This window comes from Mycolicibacterium fluoranthenivorans, from assembly GCF_011758805.1.
In the GTDB taxonomy this organism is placed as follows: domain Bacteria; phylum Actinomycetota; class Actinomycetes; order Mycobacteriales; family Mycobacteriaceae; genus Mycobacterium; species Mycobacterium fluoranthenivorans.
Map to the genome: position 1 here is coordinate 271,538 of NZ_JAANOW010000004.1, position 26,403 is coordinate 297,940.

The 26,403-nt window shown below is 67.2% G+C and carries 25 protein-coding genes and 2 pseudogenes; 10 read left to right on the top strand and 17 right to left on the bottom strand.

The features are described 5' to 3' along the window. Positions 1-15: 15 nt before the first annotated feature. The 3 genes and pseudogenes from FHU31_RS27805 to FHU31_RS27815 form a co-directional block, all read right to left on the bottom strand. Positions 16-1,827, bottom strand: coding sequence for a fatty acyl-AMP ligase (locus tag FHU31_RS27805; protein WP_167164108.1), 1,812 nt, complete (start codon positions 1,825-1,827; stop codon positions 16-18). Between the two features lie 181 nt (positions 1,828-2,008). Beyond that, positions 2,009-2,533, bottom strand: a complete 525-nt coding sequence (locus FHU31_RS27810) for a DoxX family protein (protein WP_167164110.1) — start codon at positions 2,531-2,533, stop codon at positions 2,009-2,011. A 22-nt stretch (positions 2,534-2,555) separates the two neighbouring features. Then, positions 2,556-2,801 (bottom strand): annotated as a pseudogene (locus tag FHU31_RS27815) (SDR family oxidoreductase); the annotation flags it as partial. 4 nt (positions 2,802-2,805) lie between these two features. On the opposite strand from FHU31_RS27815, the pseudogene FHU31_RS31745 reads away from it, so the two are divergent. Beyond that, a pseudogene (locus FHU31_RS31745) lies at positions 2,806-3,165 on the top strand (TetR/AcrR family transcriptional regulator); the annotation flags it as partial. On the opposite strand, the gene FHU31_RS27825 reads toward FHU31_RS31745, so the two are convergent. After that, positions 3,160-3,768: a TetR/AcrR family transcriptional regulator gene (locus FHU31_RS27825; protein WP_167164114.1), complete on the bottom strand. Its 609-nt coding sequence runs from the start codon at positions 3,766-3,768 to the stop codon at positions 3,160-3,162. The pseudogene FHU31_RS31745 and the gene FHU31_RS27825 sit on opposite strands and share 6 nt — an antisense overlap. 112 nt (positions 3,769-3,880) lie before the next feature. On the opposite strand from FHU31_RS27825, the gene FHU31_RS27830 reads away from it, so the two are divergent. Genes FHU31_RS27830 through FHU31_RS27840 form a run of 3 tightly spaced genes read left to right on the top strand, consistent with a single transcriptional unit; the run spans position 3,881 to position 6,704 of the window. Then, entirely contained in the window at positions 3,881-4,792 is a 912-nt protein-coding gene (locus FHU31_RS27830; RefSeq protein ID WP_167164116.1) for a phytanoyl-CoA dioxygenase family protein, read from the top strand. Then, entirely contained in the window at positions 4,789-6,294 is a 1,506-nt protein-coding gene (locus FHU31_RS27835; protein ID WP_167164118.1) for an APC family permease, read from the top strand. Before FHU31_RS27830 ends, FHU31_RS27835 begins: the two co-directional genes overlap by 4 nt. Then, positions 6,291-6,704: a RidA family protein gene (locus FHU31_RS27840; protein WP_167164120.1), complete on the top strand. Its 414-nt coding sequence runs from the start codon at positions 6,291-6,293 to the stop codon at positions 6,702-6,704. Before FHU31_RS27835 ends, FHU31_RS27840 begins: the two co-directional genes overlap by 4 nt. A 48-nt stretch (positions 6,705-6,752) precedes the next feature. Here the strand turns inward: FHU31_RS27840 and FHU31_RS27845 are convergent, their stop codons facing one another. The 12 genes from FHU31_RS27845 to FHU31_RS27900 form a co-directional block, all read right to left on the bottom strand. After that, positions 6,753-8,030 (bottom strand): WS/DGAT domain-containing protein, encoded by a 1,278-nt coding sequence (locus FHU31_RS27845; RefSeq protein WP_167164122.1) that lies wholly within the window; start codon positions 8,028-8,030, stop codon positions 6,753-6,755. A 16-nt stretch (positions 8,031-8,046) separates the two neighbouring features. After that, complete coding sequence (locus tag FHU31_RS27850) at positions 8,047-8,679, bottom strand: Rv1363c family protein (protein WP_167164124.1); 633 nt, start codon at positions 8,677-8,679, stop codon at positions 8,047-8,049. Continuing rightward, positions 8,676-9,338, bottom strand: a complete 663-nt coding sequence (locus FHU31_RS27855) for an Rv1363c family protein (RefSeq protein ID WP_167164126.1) — start codon at positions 9,336-9,338, stop codon at positions 8,676-8,678. The genes FHU31_RS27850 and FHU31_RS27855 overlap by 4 nt, the downstream gene beginning before the upstream one ends. Beyond that, positions 9,302-10,777 carry an MCE family protein gene (locus FHU31_RS27860; protein WP_167164128.1) on the bottom strand — a complete coding sequence of 492 codons (1,476 nt, stop codon included), beginning with the start codon at positions 10,775-10,777 and terminating at the stop codon, positions 9,302-9,304. The genes FHU31_RS27855 and FHU31_RS27860 overlap by 37 nt, the downstream gene beginning before the upstream one ends. 2 nt (positions 10,778-10,779) lie before the next feature. Further along, positions 10,780-11,892: an MCE family protein gene (locus FHU31_RS27865; protein WP_167164130.1), complete on the bottom strand. Its 1,113-nt coding sequence runs from the start codon at positions 11,890-11,892 to the stop codon at positions 10,780-10,782. After that, entirely contained in the window at positions 11,889-13,214 is a 1,326-nt protein-coding gene (locus FHU31_RS27870) for an MCE family protein (RefSeq protein ID WP_167164132.1), read from the bottom strand. The genes FHU31_RS27865 and FHU31_RS27870 overlap by 4 nt, the downstream gene beginning before the upstream one ends. Continuing rightward, positions 13,211-14,596: an MCE family protein gene (locus FHU31_RS27875; protein ID WP_167164134.1), complete on the bottom strand. Its 1,386-nt coding sequence runs from the start codon at positions 14,594-14,596 to the stop codon at positions 13,211-13,213. The genes FHU31_RS27870 and FHU31_RS27875 overlap by 4 nt, the downstream gene beginning before the upstream one ends. Continuing rightward, on the bottom strand, positions 14,593-15,624 hold the full coding sequence (locus FHU31_RS27880) for an MCE family protein (RefSeq protein WP_167164136.1): 1,032 nt from the start codon (positions 15,622-15,624) through the stop codon (positions 14,593-14,595). The genes FHU31_RS27875 and FHU31_RS27880 overlap by 4 nt, the downstream gene beginning before the upstream one ends. A gap of 54 nt (positions 15,625-15,678) precedes the next feature. Then, a complete protein-coding gene (locus FHU31_RS27885) occupies positions 15,679-17,145 on the bottom strand; it encodes an MCE family protein (RefSeq protein WP_167164138.1) in 1,467 nt (488 codons plus the stop codon). Positions 17,146-17,150: 5 nt separating this feature from the next. Beyond that, on the bottom strand, positions 17,151-17,993 hold the full coding sequence (locus FHU31_RS27890; RefSeq protein WP_167164140.1) for an ABC transporter permease: 843 nt from the start codon (positions 17,991-17,993) through the stop codon (positions 17,151-17,153). A 10-nt stretch (positions 17,994-18,003) separates the two neighbouring features. Next, positions 18,004-18,714, bottom strand: coding sequence for an MlaE family ABC transporter permease (locus FHU31_RS27895; RefSeq protein ID WP_090363622.1), 711 nt, complete (start codon positions 18,712-18,714; stop codon positions 18,004-18,006). Positions 18,715-18,988: 274 nt separating this feature from the next. After that, entirely contained in the window at positions 18,989-19,588 is a 600-nt protein-coding gene (locus tag FHU31_RS27900; RefSeq protein ID WP_263988046.1) for a TetR/AcrR family transcriptional regulator, read from the bottom strand. 97 nt (positions 19,589-19,685) lie between these two features. On the opposite strand from FHU31_RS27900, the gene FHU31_RS27905 reads away from it, so the two are divergent. Next, a complete protein-coding gene (locus tag FHU31_RS27905; protein ID WP_208411579.1) occupies positions 19,686-20,543 on the top strand; it encodes an alpha/beta fold hydrolase in 858 nt (285 codons plus the stop codon). Next, positions 20,494-23,445 (top strand): aminotransferase, encoded by a 2,952-nt coding sequence (locus FHU31_RS27910; protein ID WP_167164142.1) that lies wholly within the window; start codon positions 20,494-20,496, stop codon positions 23,443-23,445. Before FHU31_RS27905 ends, FHU31_RS27910 begins: the two co-directional genes overlap by 50 nt. Positions 23,446-23,448: 3 nt before the next feature. On the opposite strand, the gene FHU31_RS27915 is transcribed toward FHU31_RS27910, so the two are convergent. Next, positions 23,449-23,604, bottom strand: a complete 156-nt coding sequence (locus FHU31_RS27915; RefSeq protein WP_090363617.1) for a hypothetical protein — start codon at positions 23,602-23,604, stop codon at positions 23,449-23,451. Positions 23,605-23,630: 26 nt separating this feature from the next. Between FHU31_RS27915 and FHU31_RS27920 the strand changes: the two genes are divergently transcribed. The 4 genes from FHU31_RS27920 to FHU31_RS27935 all read left to right on the top strand — a co-directional run bounded on the left by FHU31_RS27920 (position 23,631) and on the right by FHU31_RS27935 (position 26,362). Next, the gene (locus FHU31_RS27920; RefSeq protein ID WP_167164144.1) at positions 23,631-24,335 is read left to right on the top strand and encodes a guanylate cyclase; all 705 of its coding nucleotides are present in this window, start codon (positions 23,631-23,633) and stop codon (positions 24,333-24,335) included. Positions 24,336-24,450: 115 nt separating this feature from the next. Continuing rightward, positions 24,451-25,377 carry a Vgb family protein gene (locus FHU31_RS27925; RefSeq protein ID WP_167164146.1) on the top strand — a complete coding sequence of 309 codons (927 nt, stop codon included), beginning with the start codon at positions 24,451-24,453 and terminating at the stop codon, positions 25,375-25,377. Between the two features lie 87 nt (positions 25,378-25,464). Then, on the top strand, positions 25,465-25,878 hold the full coding sequence (locus FHU31_RS27930) for a hypothetical protein (RefSeq protein WP_167164148.1): 414 nt from the start codon (positions 25,465-25,467) through the stop codon (positions 25,876-25,878). 205 nt (positions 25,879-26,083) lie between these two features. After that, positions 26,084-26,362: a hypothetical protein gene (locus FHU31_RS27935; RefSeq protein WP_167164150.1), complete on the top strand. Its 279-nt coding sequence runs from the start codon at positions 26,084-26,086 to the stop codon at positions 26,360-26,362. Positions 26,363-26,403: the final 41 nt, after the last annotated feature.

A 26,403-nucleotide genomic window follows, 5' to 3' on the forward strand; every position in this document is an offset into this window, starting at 1 on the left:
AGGCGCGCAAACCGGCTATCCCTGGGACTCGAGCTTCCCGAAGGCACCGGCCAGATATTCGGCGCGGGCGGCTTGTCGGGCCAGCTTCCCGCTGGTGGTCCGCGGCACCGCACCTGCGCTGACCAACCGGATGTCGGCGACCGCCAGGCCGTGACCGCGGGACACCGCCGCACGGATGTCCGCGGTCACCGTTTCGGGGTCGGCACGTCCGTGACCGGGAGCACGTTCGGCCACGATGACGAGGCCTTCGCTCGCGCCGCGGGGAATGGCGAACGCCACCACGAATCCGGCGCGCACGGCGGGCGTCGCCTCGGCCACGGTGTGTTCGATGTCCTGCGGGTAGTGGTTGCGGCCGTCGACGATGAGCACGTCCTTGACGCGTCCGGTGATGAACAGTTCGCCGTCGAGATAGACGCCGAGATCGCCGGTGCGCAGCCAGAGTGCATCGGGCTCAGCGCCCGCGGCATGGCTGCCTTCCGGCAGCGTGGATACCAGCTTGTTGCGGAACGTCGCTTCGGTTTCCTGGGGCCTGCGCCAGTAGGCGGCACCCATGTTGTCGCCGTGCAGCCAGACCTCGCCGACCTCGCCGTCGGGCAGTTCGGTACCGGTCGCCGCATCGACGATCGCGGCCCACTGACTCGGGGCGACGTGCCCACAGGAGACATGCGTGGTGGCCGTCGGCGCGGTGGGCGTCGTCTTCACCGCGTGGCCGAACCCGAGTTCGTAGCGATCGAGGTAGATCACCCGCGGTGCGGCGTCCGGGTCGGTGGTGGACACGAACAGGGTGGCCTCGGCCAGGCCGTACGACGGTTTGACGGCAGTCGGGGAAAGACCGTAGGGGGCGAACGCCTCGTTGAACCGCGCGATGGAGTCGGCGCTCACCGGTTCGGAGCCGTTGATCAGTCCGGCGACATTGCTGAGGTCGAGCGACTCGCCTTCCGGGGGCAGACCGCGGGTGGCCGCGAGATCGAACGCGAAATTCGGGGCCGCGGCGAAGGTGCGTCCGGGTTCGGTATCGGAGCCGAGCTCTTTGATCCACCGGTAGGGCCTGCGGACGAAGGCGGCCGGCGACATCAACGTGATGTGCCCGCCGCACAGCGCCGGGAACATGATCATGAGCAGGCCCATATCGTGGAACAGCGGCAGCCAGCTGACACTGCGGATATCGAAGTCCAGTCCGACCGACAGCACCATCTGCAGCACATTCGTGCACACCGACCGATGGGTGATCTCGACGCCCGCCGGCTTGCGGGTGGACCCCGAGGTGTACTGCAGGTAGGCGATGTCGTCCATCCCGATCGGCACCGGCCGGATCTCGGCGGCCAGAGTTTCGGGGACCTCGTCGACAGCCATCATCCGAGGCCGCAACCGGACGGCCCGGCGGCGAAGACAATCCCGGACGGTCTCGGCGGCGCTGGAGGTGGTCAGCACGACGGTGGGTTGCGCGTCACCGATGACGTTGTCCAGGCGCTCGGCCTGCCCGGCCATCTCGGGCGCGAAGAGCGGCACGGCGATACAGCCGGCCTTGATCGCGGCGAAGAAGGCCACCACGTAATCCACACCCTGGGGCGCCAGGATGGCCACCCGGTCGCCGGGCTCGGTGATCTGCTGTAACCGCGCACCAACAGCCGACACGCGTGACCGCATCTGCTGCCACGACAGGTCGATCCGCCGGACGCTTCGGTCTGGACCGTAGTCCAGGTACCGATACGCGACCGCGGGCGAGGCAGCCTCGAAGTTGCGGTCGAGATACGTACATATCGTCGTATCCTTCGGCAGCTCGATCTGGCCACTCTCGCTGAGGTAGTCCTCAACCTTCAGTGCCACGTCAGCCCGCTCTTCGTATCATTTCCGCCGATACCTTCGGGAGTCTAGAGAGCGCCGGCCCGGATCCGAGGTTGCGACACTGCCCCCGGGCAGTTCCCTCGATCCGCGCTGGGTGTGCTCTCAGTCACCCCCGTGCACACCGTAGCGAATACCACAAAAGCGCGGAGCTAACCCCTCACACTCATCCGGTCTTGGCGGGCGGACGGAAGAAAATGACCAGCTGGCCGATGCCGCCGGCCAGGCCGAGCACCACCGCGATGGCCAGGCCGCACCAGCCGTGCAGATAGCCGTAGAGGTCCGTGCGGGAGAACAGCAGGTGGTCCAGGCTGTAGCGGCCCGCACCGGTACCCGCGATGGCGACGGCCGACACCGCCAGGATGAGGTTGTACTCCCAGCCCTCCTTGACGATGAAGAAGCCGTTGTGCCGGTGCACCGTCCATGCGGCCACGAGCATCAGGGCGACGAAACCGGCGGCCGGCACGGGCGTGAGCAGCCCGAGGGCCAGCCCGACGCCCGCGGCGATCTCGGTGGTCGCTGCCACCCGGGCGTGGAACATGCCGGGCTTCATGCCGATGCTGTCGAACCAACCCGCGGTGCCCGGGATGCGCCCGCCGCCGAAGAACTTGTTGTAGCCGTGGGCGGCCATCGTCAGACCGAGCACCACACGCAGGACCAGGATCGCAGTGTCGAAAGCGGAAGAAGCCACGTAACAGAATCTAGGCCATCTGTTACACGGCCGCCCAGCCCCCGTCCACGCTGAGCACCGCGCCGTGGATGTTCGCAGCGTCGTCACCGGCCAGGAAGGGCACCGCCGCGGCGACTTCCTGCGGGGTGCTCATCCGTCGGGACGGAATACGCGCCAGCACCGGACCGACATGGTCGGCAGCCTCCAACGCGCGGTCGGTGGCGATCGGGCCGGGGGCGACGGCGTTGATCCGCACCCCAGCCGGCCCGTACTCGGCGGCCCAGGATTTGGCGGCCCAACACGAAGCCCAGCAGGTGCTCGCCGACCAACAACCGCACCTGGGTGCACTCCACTCGTGGGCGGCATGGCAACGCTGGCAAGATGCGGTGGTCGACCGCTACCGCCGGCAGGGGCAGAGCTGCCCGCTGAGCATGCTGATGTCCGAGATCGGCCGGACCACCCCGGGAGCCCAGGCCGTCACGACCACACTGATGCGGCAGTGGCATGACGAGATCGCCGACGGCATCCGGAACATGCAGGCGCAGGCCAAGATCTCCGCGCGGGTCGACGCGGTCACGAGTTCCGCGGCACTACCGGCCGGCGTCCAGGGCGGAGTCGGCATCCTGCTGGCCACCAGCGGGCGCGACCTATCCGATGCGAGTACGCAGATATTCGGTCATCGCCACGATCGATTCGGCGATCAACTGCGCGTTGCCGTCGGGCTCGTGCCGGAATGCGAACCGCAGCAGGTAGTCCAGGATCTCGATGGCCACCGCGCAGTGCACCACCTCCAGGCGCGTGGTGCGTTCGGGTTCGATACGCCGCAGCGTCTCCCAGAGTCTGGTGGCGATGTACAGGTTGGCCCGCTCGTCCGCGGCGACGGCCACGGGCGACAGGTGCCCGTTGAGCCAGAGTTCGCGCACCGCAGGATTGCGGTAGTAGCCGCTGTAGGTCGAGATCGCCCGGGCCGTCACTTCTTCCCAGCTGCCGTAGTCCTCCGCGGCGAAGTCGTCCGCCATCGCCGTGGACCGCTCCATATAGTCGAGCGCCAGAGTCTCCATCGCCATGTCGGGACTGGTGAAGTAGGCGTAGAACGCGCCCTTGCTGACACCGGACTTCTCGACCAGCAGCGCCGGCGATTCCACGGCGCGCTCGTATCCGACTGTGACGAGCAGGCTTTCGGCAGCATCGAGGATGCGCTGCACCGTCTCCCGACTGCGCCGCTGAGCGGGCAACCTGCGCATCGTTTCGGCCATGAATGTGACTCTAGTCGGATTTACCGTCTCGTTACGCCGCGAAGCACTCCTGAAACAGACTCAAGTTCAGACTGGAGTCTGAAATAGCCACCTCGTCCTTGGGAGTCACCACGTGCCAGAGCTCAACCACCTTCCCGCCACCGCCAGCCCCGAACAGATCACCCGAGCCCTACGGGAAGACGGCTATGTGATCATCGACAACCTGGTCCCCGGGTCCCACATGGACCTGATCGCCGAACAACTCACCCCCTACATCGAGGGCACGGACTACGGCGCGGACGACTTCCTCGGCGTCAAGACCCGGCGCACCGGTTCACTCATCGCACGTTCGACCGCCGCACGCGAACTGGTCGCCCACCCCACCATCCTGTCGGTGGCCGGCGACTACCTCAGTCATGCGTCGAAGTTCCAGCTGCACCTGACCCAGGTCATCTCCATCGGCCCGGGATCACCCGCGCAAGCCTTGCATCGCGACGAACTGGCGTGGGATTTCTTCCCCTTTCCCGCCGACTACCAGGTCCAGTGCAACACCTTGTGGGCGATGAGCGACTACACCGCCGAGATGGGAGCTACCCGGGTGGTCCCGGGCAGCCATCTCCTCGGACCGAATGAGAAGTTCTCCCAGGAGGATTCACTCCCGGCTGAGATGGAGCGCGGCTCGGTGCTGCTCTACAACGGGAAGATCTACCACGGCGGCGGGGCCAACACCACCGCCGACAAGGTGCGGCAGGCGCTCAACATCACCTACGCCGTCGGCTGGGTGCGCCAGGAGGAGAACCAGTACCTGTCCACACCGCCGGAAATCGCCCAGACCCTCGACGACGATCTTCTCAAGCTCATGGGATACCAGTTGGGCTGCTTCGCCATCGGTTACGTCGGCGACGTCGCCGATCCGCTGTCCGTCCTGCGCGACAACGTCACCGGCTACCTGTCGGTCGACGATATGCGATCCGCCGCCGACCGTCAGGACTCGGCGAACACGTTGATGAATGCCATCTCCGACACCTCGGGCGCACGGGTATGACCACCGACGACACCGACGGACTCGCCCGCAACAGCGTCACCCTGGGTGAAGCGACATTCGTCTCCATCGCGACCATGGCGCCCGGCGTGGGTGCGGCGTTCGCCGTCATCGCCGGTGCCGGGTTCGCCGGCGGGGCGCTGCCTGCCTCGGTCGTATTCGCCTTGCTGGGTTGCCTTTTCGTCGCCATCGCCATCGGCCAGCTGGCCAAACGGGTGACCTCGGCCGCCGGGATGTCCTCCTACCTGGCCGCGGCGTTCCACGGCGGTGCCGGATTCCTCACGGGCTGGGGCACCTTGCTCGTCTACGCCGCGGCATTGCCCTACCTCGCCCTGCTGGTCGGCAACATGGTGGGCACCTCGTTCGCCGGTGCGATGGGTCTGGGCTACACCGCCTGGTGGATCATCGGCGCGCTGACGTGTATCGGTCTGGCCTTGGTGATGAACTATCTCGGCGCCCAGTTCGGCACCCGGGTGGGAATGATGCTCGGCGCCGCCGAGATCATTGTCATGCTGGTGATCTCGGTGTGGATGATCGTCGCCGCCGGCGACCGCAACACGCTGTCGGTGTTCTGGACCGCCCACGCCGACGTGGACGGCTTCGGCGGAATCAGCGGCATCATCGCCGGCGCCGTCTATGCCTTCCTGGCGTTCATCGGATTTGATGCCGCCGCTCCCCTGGGCGAGGAAGCCCGCGATCCGCGCCGCACGATCAAATGGGCGGTCATCGGTTCGGTGGTCCTGGTCGGCGTCTTCTTCGTGATCACCACGTACGCCTCCGCCGTGTACTTCGGGCCCGACCGCTACGCGGGATTCCTCGCCTACGGCGATGGCGACCCGTGGATGGAGATCACTCGCACCTTCTGGGGAGCGGGCTGGGTGATTCTGCTGATCACACTGCTCAGTTCCGGTCTGGCCTCCGCCAATGGTGCCGCCATGGCGGCGACCCGCACCGCCTGGGCCCTCGGACGAGCCGGCAGCCTGCCCCACTTCCTCAAGAAGACCCATCGCCGGTTCAAGTCACCGATCGCCGCCATCGCCGTGGTGTTCACCTTCGCCGTCGTGGTCACCCTCGGTATCGGGTTGGTGTTCGGCCCGGTCTCGGGCTTCATGTTCACCGGAACGGTCCTGACGGTCGGCGTCCTCCCGATCTATATGGCCGTCTGCATCGCCTGTCCGGTGTACTACCTTCGCTTCCATCGTTCGGAGTTCCGGGTGCTGACCCACCTGGTGATCCCGGTGCTGGGCCTGCTGTTCCTGTTCCCGACGTTCTGTGCGGGTGCGGGGATCACCGCGTTCAGTTTCGTTGCCGCGCTGTCCTATCCCATGAGCATGGCGGGGTACTGCGTGGCAGCCTGGTGGGCGGTGGGACTGGCCATCCTCGGCTACCTCGCCATTCGCTTCCCCGAACGCCTGGACCCCAACCTGATCATCAGCGACCCCGGCCCCGAACCGGCCCCCGAGACAGATCCCGATTCGCAGACCCGAGAGGCAGTGCCAGCATGACCGATCTGATCACCCGCTCCGTCCCCGATATCGATTACCTCAGCCCGAAACTCTTCGACGATCTGGGCATCGTGCAGACCATCGTCGCCAACGACACCGTGTACGTATCGGGTATCGCGCCGCTGACCGATGCCTCCGGCGAGCTCGACGTGGCGGGTACGACCCTCACCGAACAACTGGTGTACGTGCTCGGCGTACTGGAGCGGTCGCTGGCCGCCGTCGGGGTGGGCCGAGAAGGCTTGGTGGCGTGGACCATCTACACCACCGACGTCCCCGCGCTGGCCGAATGTACGCCCATCCTCAAGGACTGGGTCGGTGCGCACCCGCCGACGAGCACCTGGATCGGCTGCTCGGGTTTCATCCACCCCCAGCAACTGCTGGAACTCACCGCCACCGCCGTCGTCTCCTAGCGATTTGTGCACGTTTACCGGTGCTCGCCGCCGGTAAACGTGCACAAATCACGCGAAAATGGACTCCAAGCGGTGCATGTAGGTGTCGATATCGCCGATCGCCGACTCGGCGGCGAACACACTGATCGCGAGGGTGTCACCGACCCCGGTCACGCAATGGGTCAGGCCCACCATCGGCGACAGACCCGGAAACGCCGCAGCCACCCGCACGGGCGATCCACCGAACCCGAAATCCGCGGTACCACAGTTCACGCTGGACATCACCGTGTTCCCGGTGACCGTCGCCGACCGGACGGCCGGGTCGAATTTCCCTATCCCCCAACGTAGCAACGGCGCCGGCGTGGCAGCGAAGGCGCGGTCGGCGGCGCGCATCGCCGGGTGCGCGGCCCGGGCGCGGCGCGCCTTCAGCTCACCCGCGATGGCCGCGCGGCGCTCCGGAGTCGCCAACTCCGGAAACAGACCCACACCGACTGTGCCGAAGTGGTTGTAGGCCTGGCGCGCACCGGCTTTGGCCATCGTCACCTCCGCACCCAGAGTGGATACGTCCTCCCCCAGCTCGCCCAACTGTGCGGCCAGCGCCTCGGCGATCCCGGCCAGCGCCACCACGGTGACCGTCCCACCGGAGAATGACGACCGCGGCCGCACCAGGGTCCGCATGGCACGCGCACCCGCCGGCGGCGCGTTCGTGCGAAGCGGCGGCCGCGGCGGGGCAGCCGCCGGCATCAACCCGGACTCGGTGTCCTGCACCAACTCTCGGTACGCTCGGGCGGCCAGCACGCTGCGCCAGGGCAAAGACAGCGGGGCGATGCGCGGCGGGGTCACCGGTGGTACATCGCCCACCCGGCCGAACATCAGCGCCGCCGGCGCGCAGGTACGTCCCCCGCCGCCGAGGGCGTGGGTGATCTGCAGCGCCACGACCGTGCCCGGGCCTGCGGTACCGGGGATCCCGTCGATCTCGGTGAACAGGTGCAACCGCCACGGCGTCACCCGGGGATCGAGCTGATCGTGGACCACCGCGCTCACCGCCGCCAGGCAGCCGGCCCACGTGCGCTCGCCGGGCGCATGCACCGTGAACCGGGCGCGGTCGGCCGGGCACGGCACCCAACTCGGGTAGCGCCACCGCGAGGAGTCCTCGATACGCTGTGACAGGTCGGGGCTGGTGCGGGCCCGCGCGACCAGATCATCGAGTGCCCGGTCCAGATCGGCCGGCACACCGTCGAACCCGAACACCAGGAAGGTGTCGTTGGGGATCTTCGCCGACATCCAGAACATCTGAGCGTCGGCGGGGGCCAGCCGCTGCGCGACGCTCTTCGCGCACGCGCTCATCGCCCCGAGGACATCACTACACCGGGTCGAACTTGGCGATCAGCCAGCGGTCGCCGTGCTTCTCCAGCGTCACCCGGACACTGGAGGCCGTGTCGGTGGGCGCGTCGGCCCCGACCACCACGGTCTGGTTGACGAACACCAGCACCACGGCGTGGTTGGGATCGGCCGACACCGATGCCGCCGCGGGGACCGTGGCCACCGCAGAGATCTGCTTCTGCTTGGCACCCGGGATGACGACGTCATGGGTCAGCGAGCTGTAGGACTCCTGGAATTCGCCGGTGAGCAGATCGCGCGCGGCACCCAGCTGCTGCTCGACGGTGTCGGGCTTGTACGACAACAGTGCGACCGTGCTGTCCTTGGCCACCTGGACCGATTCGGCGCGGGCCTTGTCGGCGTCGCGCACCGAGTTGTCCTGCCACTTGAAAAAGCCCGCAGTCAAGGCCAGTACCAGGGCCAGCCCCGGCAGCACACCGAAGGCCACCACGCGCTTCCAGTCCACGGATCGTGCCGGCTGCGGCGGTACCGGCGCCTCGGGGGCGTCATCGACGGTGTCGTCGACCTCCGAAGCCGTATCGGCTCCGGTCTCCTCGACCGCCGACGATTCGGTCAGCTCGGCCTTCTCGGGGCCGTCCTGCTTCGGTTCGGTCACGGCACAAACTCCACGTTGGACACCTTCACGTCGTCACCCATCTTCTGCACGGTGATCCGCATCCGCCACAACCGTGGTTGCTGCTCGGCTGCTCCCGCATTGGAGGTCTTCACCGCCACCGCCACCAGCACCTCGGCCTCGGTACCGGTATCGGACTCCAGGCCGGCCTCGGTCACGGTGCCGACCGATTTGGACTTGGCCTGCTTGACCACCTCGACGAAGGGGCCGGCGCGCTTCTGGAAGTCGTCGTAGAAGGTTCCGGTGGCCGAGTCGAGGATGCGTTGCACATCGGCGTCGGCATGTTCGAAGTCGATCGTCGTGAGGTTCAGCGCGCCCTGGCGGCCCACCTGCAAGAAGACCTTGCGCTGCTCATCCACCTGCTTGGACTGATAGGCACGGAAACCCAGCCAGCCGGTGAGCCCGCCGAGCGCCAGCACCAGGACCAGACCCGCGATGAGTGCCAGCGTCACGTGCGAACGCTCCGACCCGACCGGCGCCGCAGGGCTCTCGCCGGCTTCGGCCTCAGCCGCGTCGATGTCTTCAGCCGCGTCGATGTCTTCAGCGGTGTCGATGGGCTCGGCCTCAGCCGCCGTCGTGTCTTCTGCCTTCGTCGCGGACTCGCTTACCGCCCCTTCGGGGGTAGCAGCATCGTCTGCCATGTTTGCTCCTCGGTCGCGCTCTGGGCCAGATTCGACTGGGTATACACCTGCCCGTCGGGTCCAACGTACGTGCCGGTGCTCGGATCGTATTCGGAGGCCGCGATCGGCGGTGGTGGCGGGGCTCCGGAAGGCACGGGCGGCGCAGCCTGTGCGGGCGGCGTTCCCGGCGGCAATTGCGGGATGGCCTGCCCCGACAATGTCGCGTTGGGGTCGCCCTTCCAGTTGTAGCCGTCGTTGAGCGGAATGTAGTTCTCCGTGCTCTCGCACATCTTCACCGTCGGCGCGCGTTTCCCGGGCACCGTTTCACACGGCAGGTTACGGGCGCCGCGCACGTTACCCGCCGCGTCCTGCGGGATGCGGCAGTACAGATCGCCGGTCGGTCGATCGGGATAGTCGACATCGGCGGCGACCCGCTGCTGTCGCGCGGGAAGGAATCCGGTGGTGCATGGCGGCGGCAGATTCAGGTTCAGGTTCAGGTCCAGATAGGCACCCTTGAAGCTCTGCTTGGTGTTGCGGTTCGCGGTGCCGACGGCCTGTGAGGTGGCCGTGCCCTGCGGCAGCAGCACCAGCAGCTGCTCCAGCGCCGGCTGGTAGGTGATGGCCACCTGATTGATGTTGACCAGGTTGGCCAGCACCACCGGAAGGGTGGGCTGCAAGCGGTCGAACAGGGCCCGCAGCTCCTCGGCGGCACCGGGCCCCTGGGCCAGCACGCCCCGCACGGCCTGGTCCTGGGATTGCAGCTGGCCGGTGATGGTCGCCAGGTGCGACGCCCACGCCCGGATGGAGCCGGAGGTGTCGGTCTGCGTGTCCAGCACCGGCTTCGACTGGTCGATCAGCGTGGTGATCGGGTCCAGGTTCGCGCGCGCGTCGATGGCCAGCGCGGTGGAGCCCTTGACCAGACGGGACAGATCCGGCCCGAGACCACCGACGGCCTGGTACGCCTCGTCGACGGCGGTCTGCAGATTCTCCCGCGGGATGGCGTCCAGACCTCGATTGGTCGCGTCGAGCAGGCTGTTCACATCCGGCGGCACGGTGGTCCGGTCGGATGCGATGACGTCACCGTTGCGCAGGTACGGTCCCCCGTCGGCGCGCGGCAACAGTTCGACGAACAGTTCGCCGATCGCGGTCTGGCTGTGCACCTGGGCTTCGAGGTCCGACGGGATCTTCACTTCGTCGGTGAGCGACAAGATGGCGCTCACCCCGCCGCGCTCGTCGAGATGGATGCTCTCCACCCGGCCCACCTGGGTACCGCGATAGGTGACGTTGCTGCGCGGGTACAGCCCACCGGTCTCGGGCAGCTGCAGCGTCACCTTGTAGTGCCCGGCACCCCACAGCAGATTCGGCAGCTTCATATAGCCGAACACCATGATGCCGATCGCCACGGCCGCGATGAACGTGAACACCGCGAACTGCAGCAGAATGCGTCTCGTCAACACCATGGTTACGGCCCCTGATCCCAGCGATACGGCACCACGAGCGGATTCACCGCGGTGTAGGGGCTGGGCAGCTGGCCGATGGTACGGCCCCACTGCATCTCCAGCTCGGTGAGGTCACCCTCCCACCGGGTGCCGGTGAACACGCCCTGGTCGAGCCGGCTCAACGTCAGGTCCACCACGAGGGTGAGGTTGGCGTAGTCGCCGCGCATCCAGTTGGCCAGCGTCTCCTTCGGGAAGGGATACGTGGTGAAGAAGCTCAGCGACCTGGTCAGCGCCGGGCCCGCATTGGCCAACTGCTCCAAGGTCGGTCCGAGCGTCTTCAGTTCGGCGACAAGGGAATCCTTGGTCTGGTTGGCCGAGTCCGCGGCCAGCGCACTGAATTTGCCCAGCTGCGTCACCGCCTCGGCCAGCTGGTCGCGCTGGTCCTTGAGCACCGCCAGCGCGTCCGGCACCGTCTTGAGGGCCTTGTCCACCACCGGTTTCTGCGCGGCGACCTGACCCACCAGATCGTTGAGGCTGGACGCCGCGTTGATGATGTCGGTCTTCTGGTCGTTGGTGTTCGCGATGAAGATGTTCAGCTGATCGATGAGGCTGCGCAGGTCGGCCTCGCGGCCGGTGAACGCCTGACTGAACGCCGCGGTGATGTCCTGCACGTTGCCCAGGCCACCGCCGTTGAGCAGCAACGAGATTGCGGCCAGCGTCTGCTCGGTGGTCGGGAAGGCACCGCTGTTGGCCAGCGGGATCAGCGAGCCGTCGTGCAGCCGGCCCTGCGGCGGGGCGTCCTTCGGCGGCGACAGTTCGATGTGCTGGGACCCCAGCAGACTGGTCTGGCCGATCTTGGCGGTGGCGTTGGCCGGCAACACCACATCGGCGTTGAGCTTCATGGTGACCAGCGCATGCCAGCCTTGCCGCTGGATGTCGGTGACGTTGCCGACGGTGACATCGTCGACCCGAACCCGCGAATTGCGGTCCAGGTTGTCGACGTCGGGCATCTCGGCCTTGATCGTGTAGGCACCCGCCCCCTGCCCCTGCACACCGGGCAGCGGTATCGAATTCAAGCCCTGCCACGAGCATCCGCTCAACGCCAGGCAAGCGAGCACAAGGATCAGCCGAGTCATGAGCCACCGCCGCTGTGCACCATCAGACCCGGCAGGCCGGCGTTCGGGTCGGTCACCATCGCTGCCTCGGCAGGCAGCGGGGGCGCAGCGGGATCAACCACCGGTGGCGGCAGGATCGCGGGCGCGGGACCCGGGGGCGGGATGTAGTCCGGCCGCATCCAGTCCTCGGAGTAGGTGAGCTCGTTGGGGCGGGCCTGCGCACCGACGAACTGGTTCAGCCCGAGGGGCAGGAAGTTGTACTGACGGTTCTTCACGATCGGCGCCAGGTACTGCACGCACAGCTTGGCCGACTCCTCGGCACCCATCCGGGAGGCCGCCTGAATTCCACCGCACAGGAACGAGATCGGGTCGGCGAAATTGTTCAGCGCCGGCACGGCCGCGACCGCGCCCAGGGCCGGCTGGTAGATGTTCACGTAGTTCTGGAATGCCGAGGGTGCCACATGCAGGAACTGCTTGACGTCGGCGAGGCTGTCGTTGAGCGTCTGCGTCACCCCGGCCAGCTTGTCCGAGGTGGTACCGAGCGCTTCGCGGTTGTCCGCCACGAATGTCTGCACCTGCCCGACGGTGTCGGCCAGATCCTTCACGGCATTGCCGACCTCGTTCGGGCTGTCCGAGAGCAGACCCGTCACCGAAGCAAGGTTCTGATTGAGCTGACGCATCACCGTGGTGCTGTCCTGCAGCGCCGAGACCAGGATCGACAGGTTCTTGACCGTGCTGAAGATATCGGTGCTGTGATCCCCGAGCGCCGAAAAGGCTTGGGACAGCTTAGTCAGCGCGTCCCGGATGCTCGCGCCCTGGCCGCGCAGGTTGTCCGCGGTGGTGTTGATGAACGCACCCAGGGTGCTGACCCCGCCAGGCTCGGTCGGCTGCAGGGTTTCGGTCAACCGCTGCAACTGTTTACGGAAATCGTCGTACTCGACCGGCACCACCGTGCGTTCCCGCGGGATCACCGCACCGTCGGCGAGCACCGGTCCTCCCGAATACGTCGGCGTGAGCTGCACCGCGCGGGAGGTCACCAGCATCGGGGACAGGATGGCGGCGTTGACCTTGGCCGGCACCTTGTAGCGGTTGTCGTAGTGCATCGAGATCTTCACGCGCTGCGGTTCCGGTTCGATCTTGTCGATCCGGCCCACCGGTACGCCGAGGATGACGACATCGTCGCCGACATAGATGCCGTTGCTGTTTTCGAAATACGCGACGATGTTCGTCCGGTTCAGCGTGTCGCTGGCCCGGGTCACCAGGTACACCCCGGCCGCGAGCAGGATCACCAGCGCCACCGCCAGCCCGATCCGCGCATTGCGCGGGTTGACCACTGCGTTCATTGGCCGGCCCCCGATTGTCCTGTCACTGCACTCGCCCCGTTCGACTGCGCGGGGGCGGGTTCACCCGGCGCGGGGACCAGCACCGGGCTGGGGAACGGCGTTGGCGTGGAGGCGATCCCCGGCGGGGCGATCGCCGGCGGTCCCGGCGGCGGTCCGCCCGGCGGTCCCGGCGGGATGGGTTCCCGGTAGGGATAGCAGCCGGTGGGTCCCGGCAACGGCAGCCCGGGCGGCCCGCAACCCTGGTCGCCGGGGTTACCGGTGATGGCGTCGGGCAGGTTCATCCGCGGCTCGCCGCCCTGGCCGGTCCGCGGGAACGGCAACGGCATGGCTGGGGTGCCGGGCTGGCCGAGCTGCGGGTCGGTGCGCTGCGAAGGCAGCAGTACATGGGGGTCCAGACCCAGATCGGAGAAGGCCGCGTCGACGAAGGGCTGGACGAACTGCCCCGGAAGCAGGTTGACGATATAGGTCTTGAAGAACGGGCCCGAGCTGACCGACTCACCGAGGGACATCGCATAGGAGTTGAGCAGCGGCAACGCCTTCTTCAGCCGGTCCTTGCGGTTGTCCAGGATGGTCAGCACGCCGTTGAGCTTGTCCAGTGCCGGCCTCAGCGTGGTCTTGTTCTCCGCGATCAGCCCCTGCACCTGCTGACTCAATGCCGAAATGTTGCCCGAAAGACTGTCCAGCGCAGCGCTTTGCCCCTGCAGCTCGGCCAGCAGCGCGTTGGTGTTGCGGACCAGGCCGACGATCTGGTCGCTGCGCTGGGCCAGCACCGTGGTGGCCGTGTTGGCGTTCGTCAGCAACCCGCGCAACTGGGCGTCGCGCTCGTTGAGGGTCTGGGAGAACCGGGCCACCCCCTCGACGGCCACCTTGAGCTCCGGCGGCGTATCGGCGAAGGTCTCCGACAGCACCCGCAACGAGTCCGAGAGCTGGTCGGTGTTCAGGCCACTGACGGTCGCGGCCAGATCACCCAGCGCATCCGGCAATTGGTAAGCGGGCGTGGTGCGGTCCAGCGGGATGGCGGACGTCAACGATCCGTCACCGCGCGGCGAGACCTCCAGGATCTTGGTACCGAGCAGGCTTTTCGTCTTGACCGCGGCCTCGCTGCGGTCGCCGATGCGCACCCCGTCGTCGATCTTGAATTTGACCAGCACCTGCTGGCCGTCCAGTTCCACCGCCGTCACATGCCCCACGCGCATACCCGAAACCTGAACGGCGGCACCGTTTCGCAGACCGCCGGCCTCGGCGAAATAGGCCGAGTAGTTCTTGCCGCGGTCGAGCAGCGGCAGCTTGTCGTAGTTGAGTGCGCCCAGCACGATCGCGGCGAACACCGCCAGGCCGATGGCCCCGACGACGAACTGGTTACGTTCGGAGAAGGACTTCATCGCGGCGTACACCGCCCGCTGTCCTGCCCGGCCGCCTTCACATACACCGGCTGCCCGCCCTTGCCGTTGAGCTTCAAGATGATGTCGCACAGGTAGAAGCTGAAGAAATCACCGTAGATGCCCTGGCGGGCCAGGATCTGATACGAGTCCGGCAGCGTGTTGAGCAGGTTGTCGAAGTAGTCGTGATCGGCGACGACGATGCCTGCGGCACGGTCGGTTTCGTGCACCGTCTTGACCAGTGGCGGCCGCGCCTGTGACAGCAGGTCGGCCACACTGCCGGCGGCGGCGCTCGCGTAGGCGACGCCGTTGGCGATATCGGTGCGCCTCGCCGACAGCGTGTCCAGCAGCTGCGCCAGTCCGTCGATGCCCTTGGCGAACTGCTTGTTCTGATCACCGAGGGAGCCCATTACGGTATTCAGGTTGACGATCACCTCACCGATCAACTGGTCGCGGTCGGCCAGCGTATTGGTCAGCGCGGCCGTCTGAGTCAGGAACGATCCGATGGTCGCGCCCTGCCCCTGCAGCGCGCTGATCAACTGACCCGACAGCGCATTGACCTGAGTGGGATCCAGCGCACGGAACAGCGGCCGGAAACCACCGATCAACGCATCCAGGTCGAGCGCGGGTGCGGTGCGGGCCAGCGGAATCGTGTCACCGGGCTTGAGCTTCTTGGTATCCCCTGCGCCCTCCTGCAGCGCCAGGTAGCGCCCACCGATCAGGTCGTCGTACCGGATCACCGCGCGGCTGCCCTCGGTCAGCACCACCGAATCGTCGGCGGTGAACTCGGCCAGCACCGTGCCGTCATCCTGGATGCGCATGGCGCCGACCTTGCCGACCTCGACACCGGCGATCCGCACGAAATCGCCCTCCTGCATGCCCGAGGCATTGGCGAACAATGCCTTGTAGGCGTGCGAGGACTCACCGAACCGCAGCTGCGCGAAGATCGCGAACAACCCGAAGACGCCCAGGATGCATACGGCCAGGAATATGGCGAGGCGCCAGATCGCGCCTACCAGATTGTCTTTCATGGCTCGTTCCTTCTAGATGCCTGATGGTGCGGATTGCACTGCGTGCTCGGGTTCCTACGGTGCGGGGGCGGCCTCCTCCGGCAGCGGTACAGGGGGCAGCGGTGTCGGCTGCACGCCCGGGGCGGCGACCACGAACGGTTCCGAGCCCGGGGTCGCGCCCGGGTCCCGCGGAGCGCCCGGCGGCGGTGCGGGCGGCAGGCCCGGCCACAGCGGCGTGCCATCGGGTGCGTACAGCGGTGCACCGTACGCCGGGGCACCCGGGCCCGGAATCGGACCAGGCGCCGGACCGCCGAAGGTGTTGCGAATGCTCGGGGGTTCGGGGACCGCGCGGGTGACCGGCAGGTAGTTGCCGTACATCGGGAACGCGATGCCCGGATTGGGCCGCCAGTCCACGCCGGTACCGAAGCCGGTGTTGGTGATGAGCTGGCGTACCGGCCAATTCTTGTCGACCACCGGCAGCGAACCACACCCCGGCTTACCTCCGGGTCCGCCCTTGGCGCCCACTATCGGCAGGTTCTCCGGGAACTTGTACGGGTCGTTGCCCAGGCGGATGCCGGTGTCGAGGATGAACGACTTGCCGTTGCCGCCGGTGGCTTCGTAGCCACCGTGTTCCAGCAGGTATTGGGCGCCGATCAGCATGCAGGTGTACTCGGGGTTGTACTTGTAGAGCAGATCGGTGGTCGGCTGCAGTGTGTTGATCGCCTTGATCAGGTTGGCCTGGTTGGGGGCGAGCAGCTCGATGCCCTTGTTGGAGAACCCGGTGGTGGCCAGCAGCAGCGCATCGAGCTGTTTGGCCTGGCTGGTGACGGTCACCGCGGTGGTGCTGGCGGCGTCGAGCGTGGACAGGATGTCCTGTGCCGCACCGCTGTACGCGTCGCTGAAGCCCTGCAGTGACTGCCAATCCGCGCGGATGGCCGCACTGCGCGGGTTGATCGCCAGGAGTACCTGATTGGCATCGGTCGTGGCCTGACCGATGCGCTCGCCCTGCCCGCGGACACCTTCGGCCAGCGCCGAGAGCACCGCGTTGAGCTTGGCGGTATCGATCTTGTCCAGCACGCCGACCAGGTTGCCGAAGACGGTGTTCACCTCGGTGGTGACGTTGAGCGACTTGATCACCTGCCCGGACTTCAGCCGCTGGGGGCTGGGTTGATCGGGGTACACCAGGTCGACGAACTTGGCGCCGAAGATGGTGGTGGCCCGAATCCGGGCCTCCACATTGGCCGGGATGTACCGGATCTGGTCGGGATCGATGTCCAGGCGCAGCGACACCGGTGCCGAACTCTCGGTGTTGCCACCGGAGATGGCGGTCACCTTGCCCACTTGCACGCCGCGCATCTTCACCTTGGCGTTGGTTTCCATCACCAGACCGGAGCGGTCCGAGGTGAGCGTCACCGGTACGGAGGACTTCAGGTCGCCGGTGAACAACGCATACGACAGCCACACCGAGGCGACCACGAACGCCGCCAGGATCAGCGTCCACCAGCCGGGCGCCAGACCCTTGTCGCGAGAGAAATGATCCATATGCGTCAACCGGCCAGATTGAAGTTGCCCGATTGCCCGTACACGGCGAGCGAGATCAGCACCACGACGAATGCCGAGATGACCAGCGAGGTGCGCACCGCGCGACCGACGGCCTCCCCGACCCCGGCCGGGCCACCGCTGGCGGTGAAACCGTAGTAGGTGTGCACCAGCATGATCACGACGGCCATCACGATCGACTGCACGAACGACCAGATCAGGTCGATCGGATTGAGGAACGTGTTGAAGTAGTGGTCGTACACACCGACGGATTGACCGTAGATGGTGGTGGTGCCCAGTTTGGCCGCCCAGAACGACATCAGCACGCCGATGCAGTACAGCGGGATCACCACCACCACACCGGCGATCACGCGGGTGGACGCCAGATACGCGACGCTGCGAATGCCGATGACCTCCAGCGCGTCGATCTCCTCGTTGATGCGCATGGCGCCCAGCTGTGCGGTGGCGCCGGCGCCGATGGTGGCCGACAATGCCACCGCGGTGGTCGCGGGTGCGATGAGCCGGACGTTGAAGAAGGCGGAGGCGAAGCCGGTGAGTGCCTCGACACCGATTTCGGCGAACTGGTTGTAGCCCTGCACCGCGACCAACGCGCCGGTACTGACCGTCAGGAAGCCGACGATGGCCACGGTGCCGCCGATGATCGCCAACGCGCCCGTGCCCAGGCCCATTTGGGCGATGAGCCGGATCAGCTCCTTGGGGTAGTTGAGGAAGACATCGGGAATCGAGCGCAGCGTGCGGCCGAAGAACTTGGTCTGCACGCCGACCTGGTTCCAGCCGTCGACCAGACCGCCCACAGACCGGCGGACTCGGTGGCCCAGGGCCCCACTCATCGGGCGCCCATCACATCGTGGCCTTCACGCCGACGGCGGTGGCGACGACGTTGATGGCGAACAGCGTCATGAACGTGAACACCACCGTCTCGTTCACGGCGTTGCCGACGCCCGCCGGTCCACCACCGACGGAAATGCCCTTATAGCAAGCGATCAGGCCGGCCGCGAGCCCGAAGAGTGCGGCCTTGGCCAGCGCGACCACCACATCGGCGGGCCCGGTGATCAGCGTCAGCCCGGCGACGAATGCGCCGGGTGAAACATGCTGGACGTACACGCAGAACAGGTACGCGCCCGTCAGACCCACCAGGACCACGGTGGCCGAGAGCGCAAGCGACACCGTGGTGGCGGCCAGCACACGCGGAATGACCAGGGCCTGAATGGGATTGATACCCATGACGCGCAAAGCGTCGAGTTCGTCGCGGATGGTCCGCGCACCGAGGTCGGCGCACATCGCGGTGGCGCCGGCGCCGGCGATCACCAGGACCGTCACGATCGGCCCGATCTGGCTCACCGTGCCCAGCGCAGCACCGGTGCCGGAGAAGTCGGCCGCGCCGAATTCGGTGAGCAGGATGTTGAACGTGAAGGTCAGCAACACCGTGTAGGGCACGGTGAGCATCAGCGTCGGCAGGATCGACACCCGTGCGACGAACCAGGACTGCAGGATGAACTCGCGCCACGCGAACGGGGGCCGCCACATCAGGATGAAGACGTCCAGTGTCATCGAGAAGAAGCCGCCGAAGGCGCGGACCGGCTTGGCAATGACGGCGGGAACTGCGTCGGTCGATGCCACTAATGACACCGCCCCGACATGCACCTCTTTCGCATTACCTGCTTGTTCCCTTCCACCACGCCCCGACGATGCCGCTGTCACACGAATCTGACCACAGGCACCACCATGGACGGGGGAGAACGTACATAACGATTTTCCCGTCAGCAACATCTGCCGGCGGACGGCCGGATCACCGCCCTGCGAATAAATTACTGACCGGTAGGTTTCAATATTTGCCGGCGCCGAGGGCCCTCATGGCAAAGCTGACCACCCGCTGCTTGGCGACCTCGATGAGAACCGGGTCGATGATGGACGGCACGCTCAGCTCACGGCTCACCAGCGCGCTGATCGCTACCGCGTCACTCTCGGGCTCGGCCAGCGGAAATGAGCCGTCCTCGACACCGCGGCGCAGGATATCGACCAGCGAACGCTCCCGGTTGGCGCGCGCGAGCTCACGGGCGTGCGGGTAGCCTTTCGCGGCCCGCATCTCGTCCGACTCCATGACAGCGAGGTAGCTGGACACCAGCGGCTCGGTCGCCAGCGCAAACATTTGCTCGATCCACGCGCGCACCTGCTCCGCCGGCGCGCCGGGCCCGCGGGCGATCTCGTCGAGCCAGCCGGACAGCGTTGCGGTCAGGTTCTGCAACATCGCCAGGAACAAGTCGTCCTTGGACTCGAAATGCCGGTAGAAAGCACGGCTGGAAACCCCGGCACGGGCCAGGATCGCCGCCACCGGAACGGGGCCCTCGTGCGGCTCCAGGAGGCAGTGGTAGGTGGCATCGATGATGCGGCCGCGTTCGTCGACATCGGGACGATCACGCGGCACAACGCCAGATTCTAGGGACCGCGACACCACTGGACCGCCGAATGGCGGAATCCGGGCGCTGGGTAACGTGATCGACGGGGTCGGCGAGAGGACGCGCGTGAGCACTGCAGACAACGCACCACAGACGGTGACTTTCCGCGGCGTCGATGACCTGGCCCTCGTCGCCGACGAGTGGAATCGCGGCATCGAGACCGATCTGCCCAGCGTGCTGCTGCTGCACGGCGGCGGGCAGAACCGCCACTCGTGGAAGAACACCGGGCAGATCCTGGCCGACCGGGGAATGCACGTCATCGCACTCGACAGCCGGGGGCACGGGGACAGCGACCGGTCCCTCACCGCCAACTACGCCGTCGAGACGCTGTGCGCGGACACCCTGCAGGTGCTCTATCAGATCGGCCGACCCGTGGCACTGATCGGTGCCAGCATGGGCGGGCTCACCGGCATCCTGGCCGCCCACGAGGCCGGACCGGACCTGGTCTCCAAGCTAGTCCTCGTCGACGTCGTGCCGCGGTTCGAGAAGGACGGCAGCGCCCGCATCCGCGATTTCATGTTCAACCACGTGCACGGGTTCGACTCGCTGGAGCAAGCGGCCGAGGCGGTGGCCGAATACCTGCCGCACCGCCCGAAACCGCGGAGCCCGGAAGGGTTGAAGAAGAATCTGCGACTACGCAACGGACGCTGGTACTGGCATTGGGATCCGGCGTTCCTGACCAAGCCCGGCGATGACCCCTTCACCCGGGTGGACAAGTTGGAGCAGGCGGCCATGAACCTGACGGTGCCGATCCTGCTGATCCGCGGGCGCCTTTCCGACGTGGTATCCGAAGCGGGCGTCCGGGATTTCCTGGAGAAGGTGCCGGCGGCCGAGTTCGCCGAGTTGTCCGACGCCGGGCACACCGCCGCCGGCGATGACAACGACGCCTTCACCGAAGTGGTCGTCGACTTCGTCAGCCGGTGAACCGAAAGTGACTGAATCCGTGGGCTTCAATTTCCTTGAACAACCGGCGCTGCCCGGGCCGCAGGTTTCCGCGACCCAAGCCGAAGCGCTGCTGCACGCCCATTACGGCATGCGCGGTGCGCTGACACTTCTCGGCAGTCAACAGGACTGCAACTTCCTGGTCCACGAGGCGGGGGAACCCGTTGCGGTGCTCAAGATCGCCAATCCGGCGTTCTCGGCCATCGAATTGGAAGCCCAGGACGCCGCGGCCGACCGCATCGCAGCGACGTGCCCGACGCTGCGAGTCGCCACCCCCATGGCCACATCGTCCGGCCAGAAGTATGCCACCACAACAGAACTCGGCGATTCGCCGACCTACGTGCGCCTGTTGCCGTTCCTGGCCGGCGGCGCACTGACCGACGCCGGTTACCTGTCGCCACCGGTGGTGGCCGCCATGGGTGAGCTGGCCGCGCAAGTGAGCCTGGCGCTGGCCGGATTCGATCATCCCGGGCTGGATCGCGCCTTGCAGTGGGATCTGCGCTTCGGCCACGCCGTGGTCGGAGAGCTCATCTGCCACGTCTCGGAGCACGCCGACCGGATCTCGGCCGCCGCCGACGATGCGTGGGCGCGCATCGAACCCCTCGCCGCCGATCTACCCCACCAGGCCGTGCACCTGGACCTCACCGACGCCAACGTGGTCGCCGGCGAATCCGGTCTGCCCGACGGTGTCATCGATTTCGGCGATCTCTCGAACACCTGGGCGGTGTCCGAACTGGCGATCGCGCTGTCGTCGGTCCTGGGCCATCCGGGCACCGATCCGACCTCGATCCTGCCCGGCATCAAGGCCTTTCACGCGATTCGACCGCTCTCGACTGCCGAGGCGCAGGCGCTGTGGCCACTGCTGGTGCTGCGTACGGCGGTGCTGCTGGTCAGCGGGGCGCAGCAGGCGGCGCTCGATCCCGAGAACGCCTACGTCACCGAACAGTCCGAGGCGGAGTGGCGGATGTTCGAGCAGGCCGCCTCGGTCCCACCGGAGGTGATGACGGCGCTGATCGCAGCGGAGCTGGGGTCGGCGACCGATCGGCCCGAGGTGCAGGTCGAGAATCGGCTGATCTCCGGGCTGGACCCGGATTCGGTGGTGGCCCTGGACCTCTCGGATACCCGCGACTCCTCGGACACGCTCGCCGAGGAAGCCGTGCGCGAGGGCGCAGCCCTGGTGCTCACCCGCTTCGGGCAGCCGCAGCTGAACCGCGCTCCCCTGCTCAGCCACGACAGCCCCGACGTCGTCGAGACGGGGATCAGCCTGTGGCCGGCAGCGGCCACCCGCGTGCTCGCCCCCTGGGACGCCGAGGTCACCGATCGCTCCGACGACCGCATCACGGTGCGCGGCTTGGATTTCGAACTCACCCTCACCGGTGTCGAAGCGGGCGCGGCTCCGGGCCATGTGCGCGCCGGCGAGCATCTCGGTGTGCTGGGGGCCCAGCAGTGGGCCACGGTGTCGGTCCGGCCCACCGGTGCGCCGGTGGCGCCCCGATTCGTCCGCGCCGAATTGGCGCCGGGCTGGCTGGCCCTGACCCGCGATCCGCGGGCGGTGTTGGGCCTGGATCCGCTGCCGGCCGCGGAGTCCGCACAGGAGCTGCTGGCTCGTCGCGATGACAGCTTCGCCAAGGTCCAGGAGCACTATTACCGCCGCCCGCCGCATATCGAACGCGGACAACGGCATTACCTGATGTCGACGGCCGGCCGGGTGTATCTGGACATGGTGAACAACGTCACCGTGCTGGGACATGCGCATCCGCGGGTGGCCGAGGCCGCGGCCCGCCAGCTGAGCCGGCTCAACACCAACTCGCGGTTCAACTACGCGGCGGTCGTCGAGTTCAGCGAGCGGATCGCCGCCACGCTACCGGACCCGTTGGACACCGTGTTCATGGTCAATTCCGGTTCGGAGGCAAGTGATTTGGCCATCCGGCTGGCCATGGCCGCGACGGGGCGCCGAGATATGGTGGCCGTCCGCGAGGCGTACCACGGCTGGACCTACGCCACCGACGCGGTGTCGACATCGACGGCCGACAACCCGAACGCGCTGTCCACCCGGCCGGACTGGGTGCACACCGTGGAGTCCCCCAACAGTTTCCGCGGAAAGTACCGCGGCGCCGAGGCGTCCCGGTATGCCACCGACGCCGTCGCACAGATCGAGCAGATGACCGCGGCGGGCCGCCCGCCCGCCGGCTTCATCTGCGAACCGGTGTACGGTAACGCCGGCGGTATGGCCCTGCCCGAGGGCTATCTGCGCCAGGTGTACGCCGCGGTGCGTGCCGCGGGCGGGTTGGCCATCGCCGATGAGGTGCAGGTCGGCTACGGCCGGCTGGGCCGGTGGTTCTGGGGTTTCCACGAACAGCAGGTGGTGCCCGACATCGTGTCGGTGGCCAAGGCCACCGGGAACGGATACCCGCTGGGTGTGGTGATCACCAGCCGCGCCGTCGCCGACGCGTTCCGGTCCCAGGGGTATTTCTTCTCCTCGACCGGCGGCAGCCCGCTGTCGAGCACCATCGGCATCACCGTGCTCGACGTGCTGCGCGACGAAGGCCTGCAGGACAACGCGCTGCGGGTGGGCACGCACCTCAAGACCAGGTTGCTCGGATTGCGGGACAAGCACCCGCTCATCGGCACGGTGCACGGGATGGGCCTGTACCTCGGGGTGGAGATGATCCGCGACCTTGAGACGCTGGAGCCGGCGACAGCCGAGACGACGGCGATCTGCGAGCGGATGCTCGATCTCGGCGTGGTCATCCAGCCGACGGGCGACCATCAGAACATCCTCAAGACCAAGCCGCCGTTGTGCATCGATATCGACGGGGCCGACTTCTACGTCGACACCCTCGACCGGGCGCTCACCGAACTGTTCCCCACCGGCGGGCGTTGAGCGCTACTTCTGCGCCTCCGCCAGCCGCTGGTGCAGCCGGGCCCGGATGTCGTCGGGCGTGTAGGCGGCGCGCTTGCGCTGATCCCGGGCAACCAGCACGCCACCGGCCACCACCCCGGCGACACCGGCCAACCCGACCCACTTCCAGATGCTTCGCATGAAGCGATTGTGCATAAGCTGCCCGAGTGAACGCACACACGGTGTCACTGAACCAGGCACTGCAGGAAACCCGCACCGGCGATATCTGGCTGTTCCGGGGCGGCTCCGGACCCGATCGGGCCATCCAGGCGCTGACCAACGCACCGGTCAACCACGTCGGGATGACGGTAGCGATCGACGATCTCCCGCCGCTGATCTGGCATGCCGAACTCGGACAGAAGCTGCTGGACCTCTGGACCGGCACCCACCACCGCGGGGTGCAGCTCAACGATGCGCGTGAGGTCGTCGAGCAATGGGCGCACGGCTACGGACAGCGCTGCTGGTTGCGCCAGCTGTCGCCGTACGCGACCCGGGAGCAAGAGGATCGCCTGCTGCAGGTGATCGCCAGGATGAACGGCACGGCGTTCCCGACGACGGCCCGCCTGACCGGACGGTGGTTGCGTGGCCGGCTGCCCGTCGTCAGCGATTTCACGCGTGGGTTGCCGGTGGTGCACAAGCGGGTGCGCGAATCGGCCGAGCGGAGCAAGGCACAACGTCGCGCCGGCCTGGAGACCGCGTACTGCGCCGAGACCGTGGCCATCACCTATGAGGAGATGGGCCTACTGCAGACCGAGAAGCGGGAGAACTACTTCGATCCGGGCAAGTTCTGGAGCGGCGACACCTTGTCCCTGACCGCGGGATATGCCCTGGGTGACGAGATCGCCGTCGATGTCGGTGCACCCCAGGCATAATCGCGGCCATCGATGCGTTATACCCGGCAGACCGAACCGTCGATACTACCCCCGAGGTCGACGGTTCGGTCTCTGAGACTGATTGCATGGCAGTGTTTTTGACTAGGCTGTCGGGGTGACGTCAATCACCGTGTTCAGCAGCCCCGATCTGGACGCCCCCTCCGGAGTCATCGAGGCGTTCGGCGATATCTGGTTCACCAGTATCGGCAACCACCTTGTCGGCCGTGTTCGCGACGGCGTGGTGCAGACCTTCGCCGGACCTCCGGGCGCCATCCGGTTGCCCGCCAACATCTTTCCCGGTACTGACGGCAGGGTCTGGTTCACCGCCCTGGGGTCGGATGCACTGGGTGCCATCGACCCCGACGCACCGGATCCCGCCGCGACCATCACTACGGTGGCACTGCCCTCCGGAAGCCGACCGGTGGCGCTGAAGTCCGGTCCCGATGGCCGCCTTTGGTTTTCGCTGCGCGGGATCGACGCCATCGGCTCGCTGGAGCCGTCTTCACCCGATGATTCCCTGCAGGTTTTCGACTCCCCCACCATCGCCGGCCCCGCTGCGTTGTTCGTCACGCGCGACGGCCGGGTGTGGTGGGGGAACTCGTCGTCGGACACCGTGGGCGTACTCGATCCGTCGACCGGCGAGGTCACCGCCATCACGGTCATCGGCAGCCCGCGAGCCTGGGCCCAGAGCACTGATGGCCGGTTGTGGCTGACCACCCGTGAGCCCGCCGGCCTGTTGTCCTTCGATCCCGCCGACCCGTTCAACAGCGCGATACATCGCACTGATTCCCGCGTGGTGGAACCCGACGGCGTCTGGGTGGGCCGCGACGGCGCGGTGTGGTTCGCCGATACCGGGGCCAACGCGATCGGCCGCTACCTGCCCGCGTCGGACCAATGGTCGTTCACCGGCGCGCCACCGCAGGTGGATGGACCGTTCGACATCAAAGAAGCCGCCGACGGCGCACTGTGGTTCACCAACAAGGCGGGCAACACGCTGGGCCGGATAACGCTGCCCACCCGCCCGCCGATAGACGGTGCATGACGCGTTCTTGAGATCGGTAGCGGCTCCCGGGGCGCGTACTGGACGCGAGAGCGCGTCCGGAGGCCGGCGCCTGACGGAAGGACCGAGATGAACCGAATCGCACGGGTGGCGGCCACGGTGGCCGTGTCCGGCGGGCTGGGGCTGGCGGGATTCGCCCTGTCCACCGGTACCGCCTACGCCGACGGACCCAGTTACCAGGGCGGCAACTGTCCGGGCGGGCTGACCTGCACGCACTGGTGTCCAGGTGATCCGCTGATCCCCGGCGCCGAGTTCGGCGTCATCAGCTGGGACTGGAACATCTGCCACGACTGGTACTGGAATTCCGAGGGCACGGTGGACGTCGCCACCAACACCGTCTACCCGTGGCGCGGGACTCCGCACCAGGCGGCGCCGGTGCCGCCCGCACCGCCGCCGGCGGCACCCGTTCCGCCACAGCCGCTACCCGCGGATTGCCCGCCCTGGTCGCCGTTCCTGGCCCCCTCGAGGTGCGGCGGACTGTAGATCCACCTGTGGTCACGCCACGGCGAAGAGTGTCGACACTCTTCGCCGTGGCGTTTTGCGCTCCATGAATCATATTTCTGCTCAGCACTTTTGGGCCAGAAAGGGGACGCCTTCGGCTCCAAGAATCCGTCAAGTTCACGGTCTTACGTTGATGTCACCACCACATCAGCGGCCCACCCGGACCGCCCCACCGAAGGAGCACACCATGAACACCACCCACCACCTCAAGAAGATCGTCCTCGGCGCCCTGCTCTCGGGCAGCGTCGCCGCCGCCGGTCTGGGCCTGACCGCCGGTACCGCTGCCGCGCAACCGCAAGGCCCGGGCGTCGGCATCGACTACTCCGACGTGGGCCCGCTGGTCACCTGCAACGCCTGCCAGGTCGCCAAACCCGGCGACGGCTCGGTCCGGGTCAACCCGGGCGCAGGCGTGGCCAAGATCGGTGACGGTTCCGTTCGCGTCGCCGTCCCCAGCGCCGGTCACTGAGCACCGCACCACGGTGTGGCCCGCCACCGGTCACGCCGGCG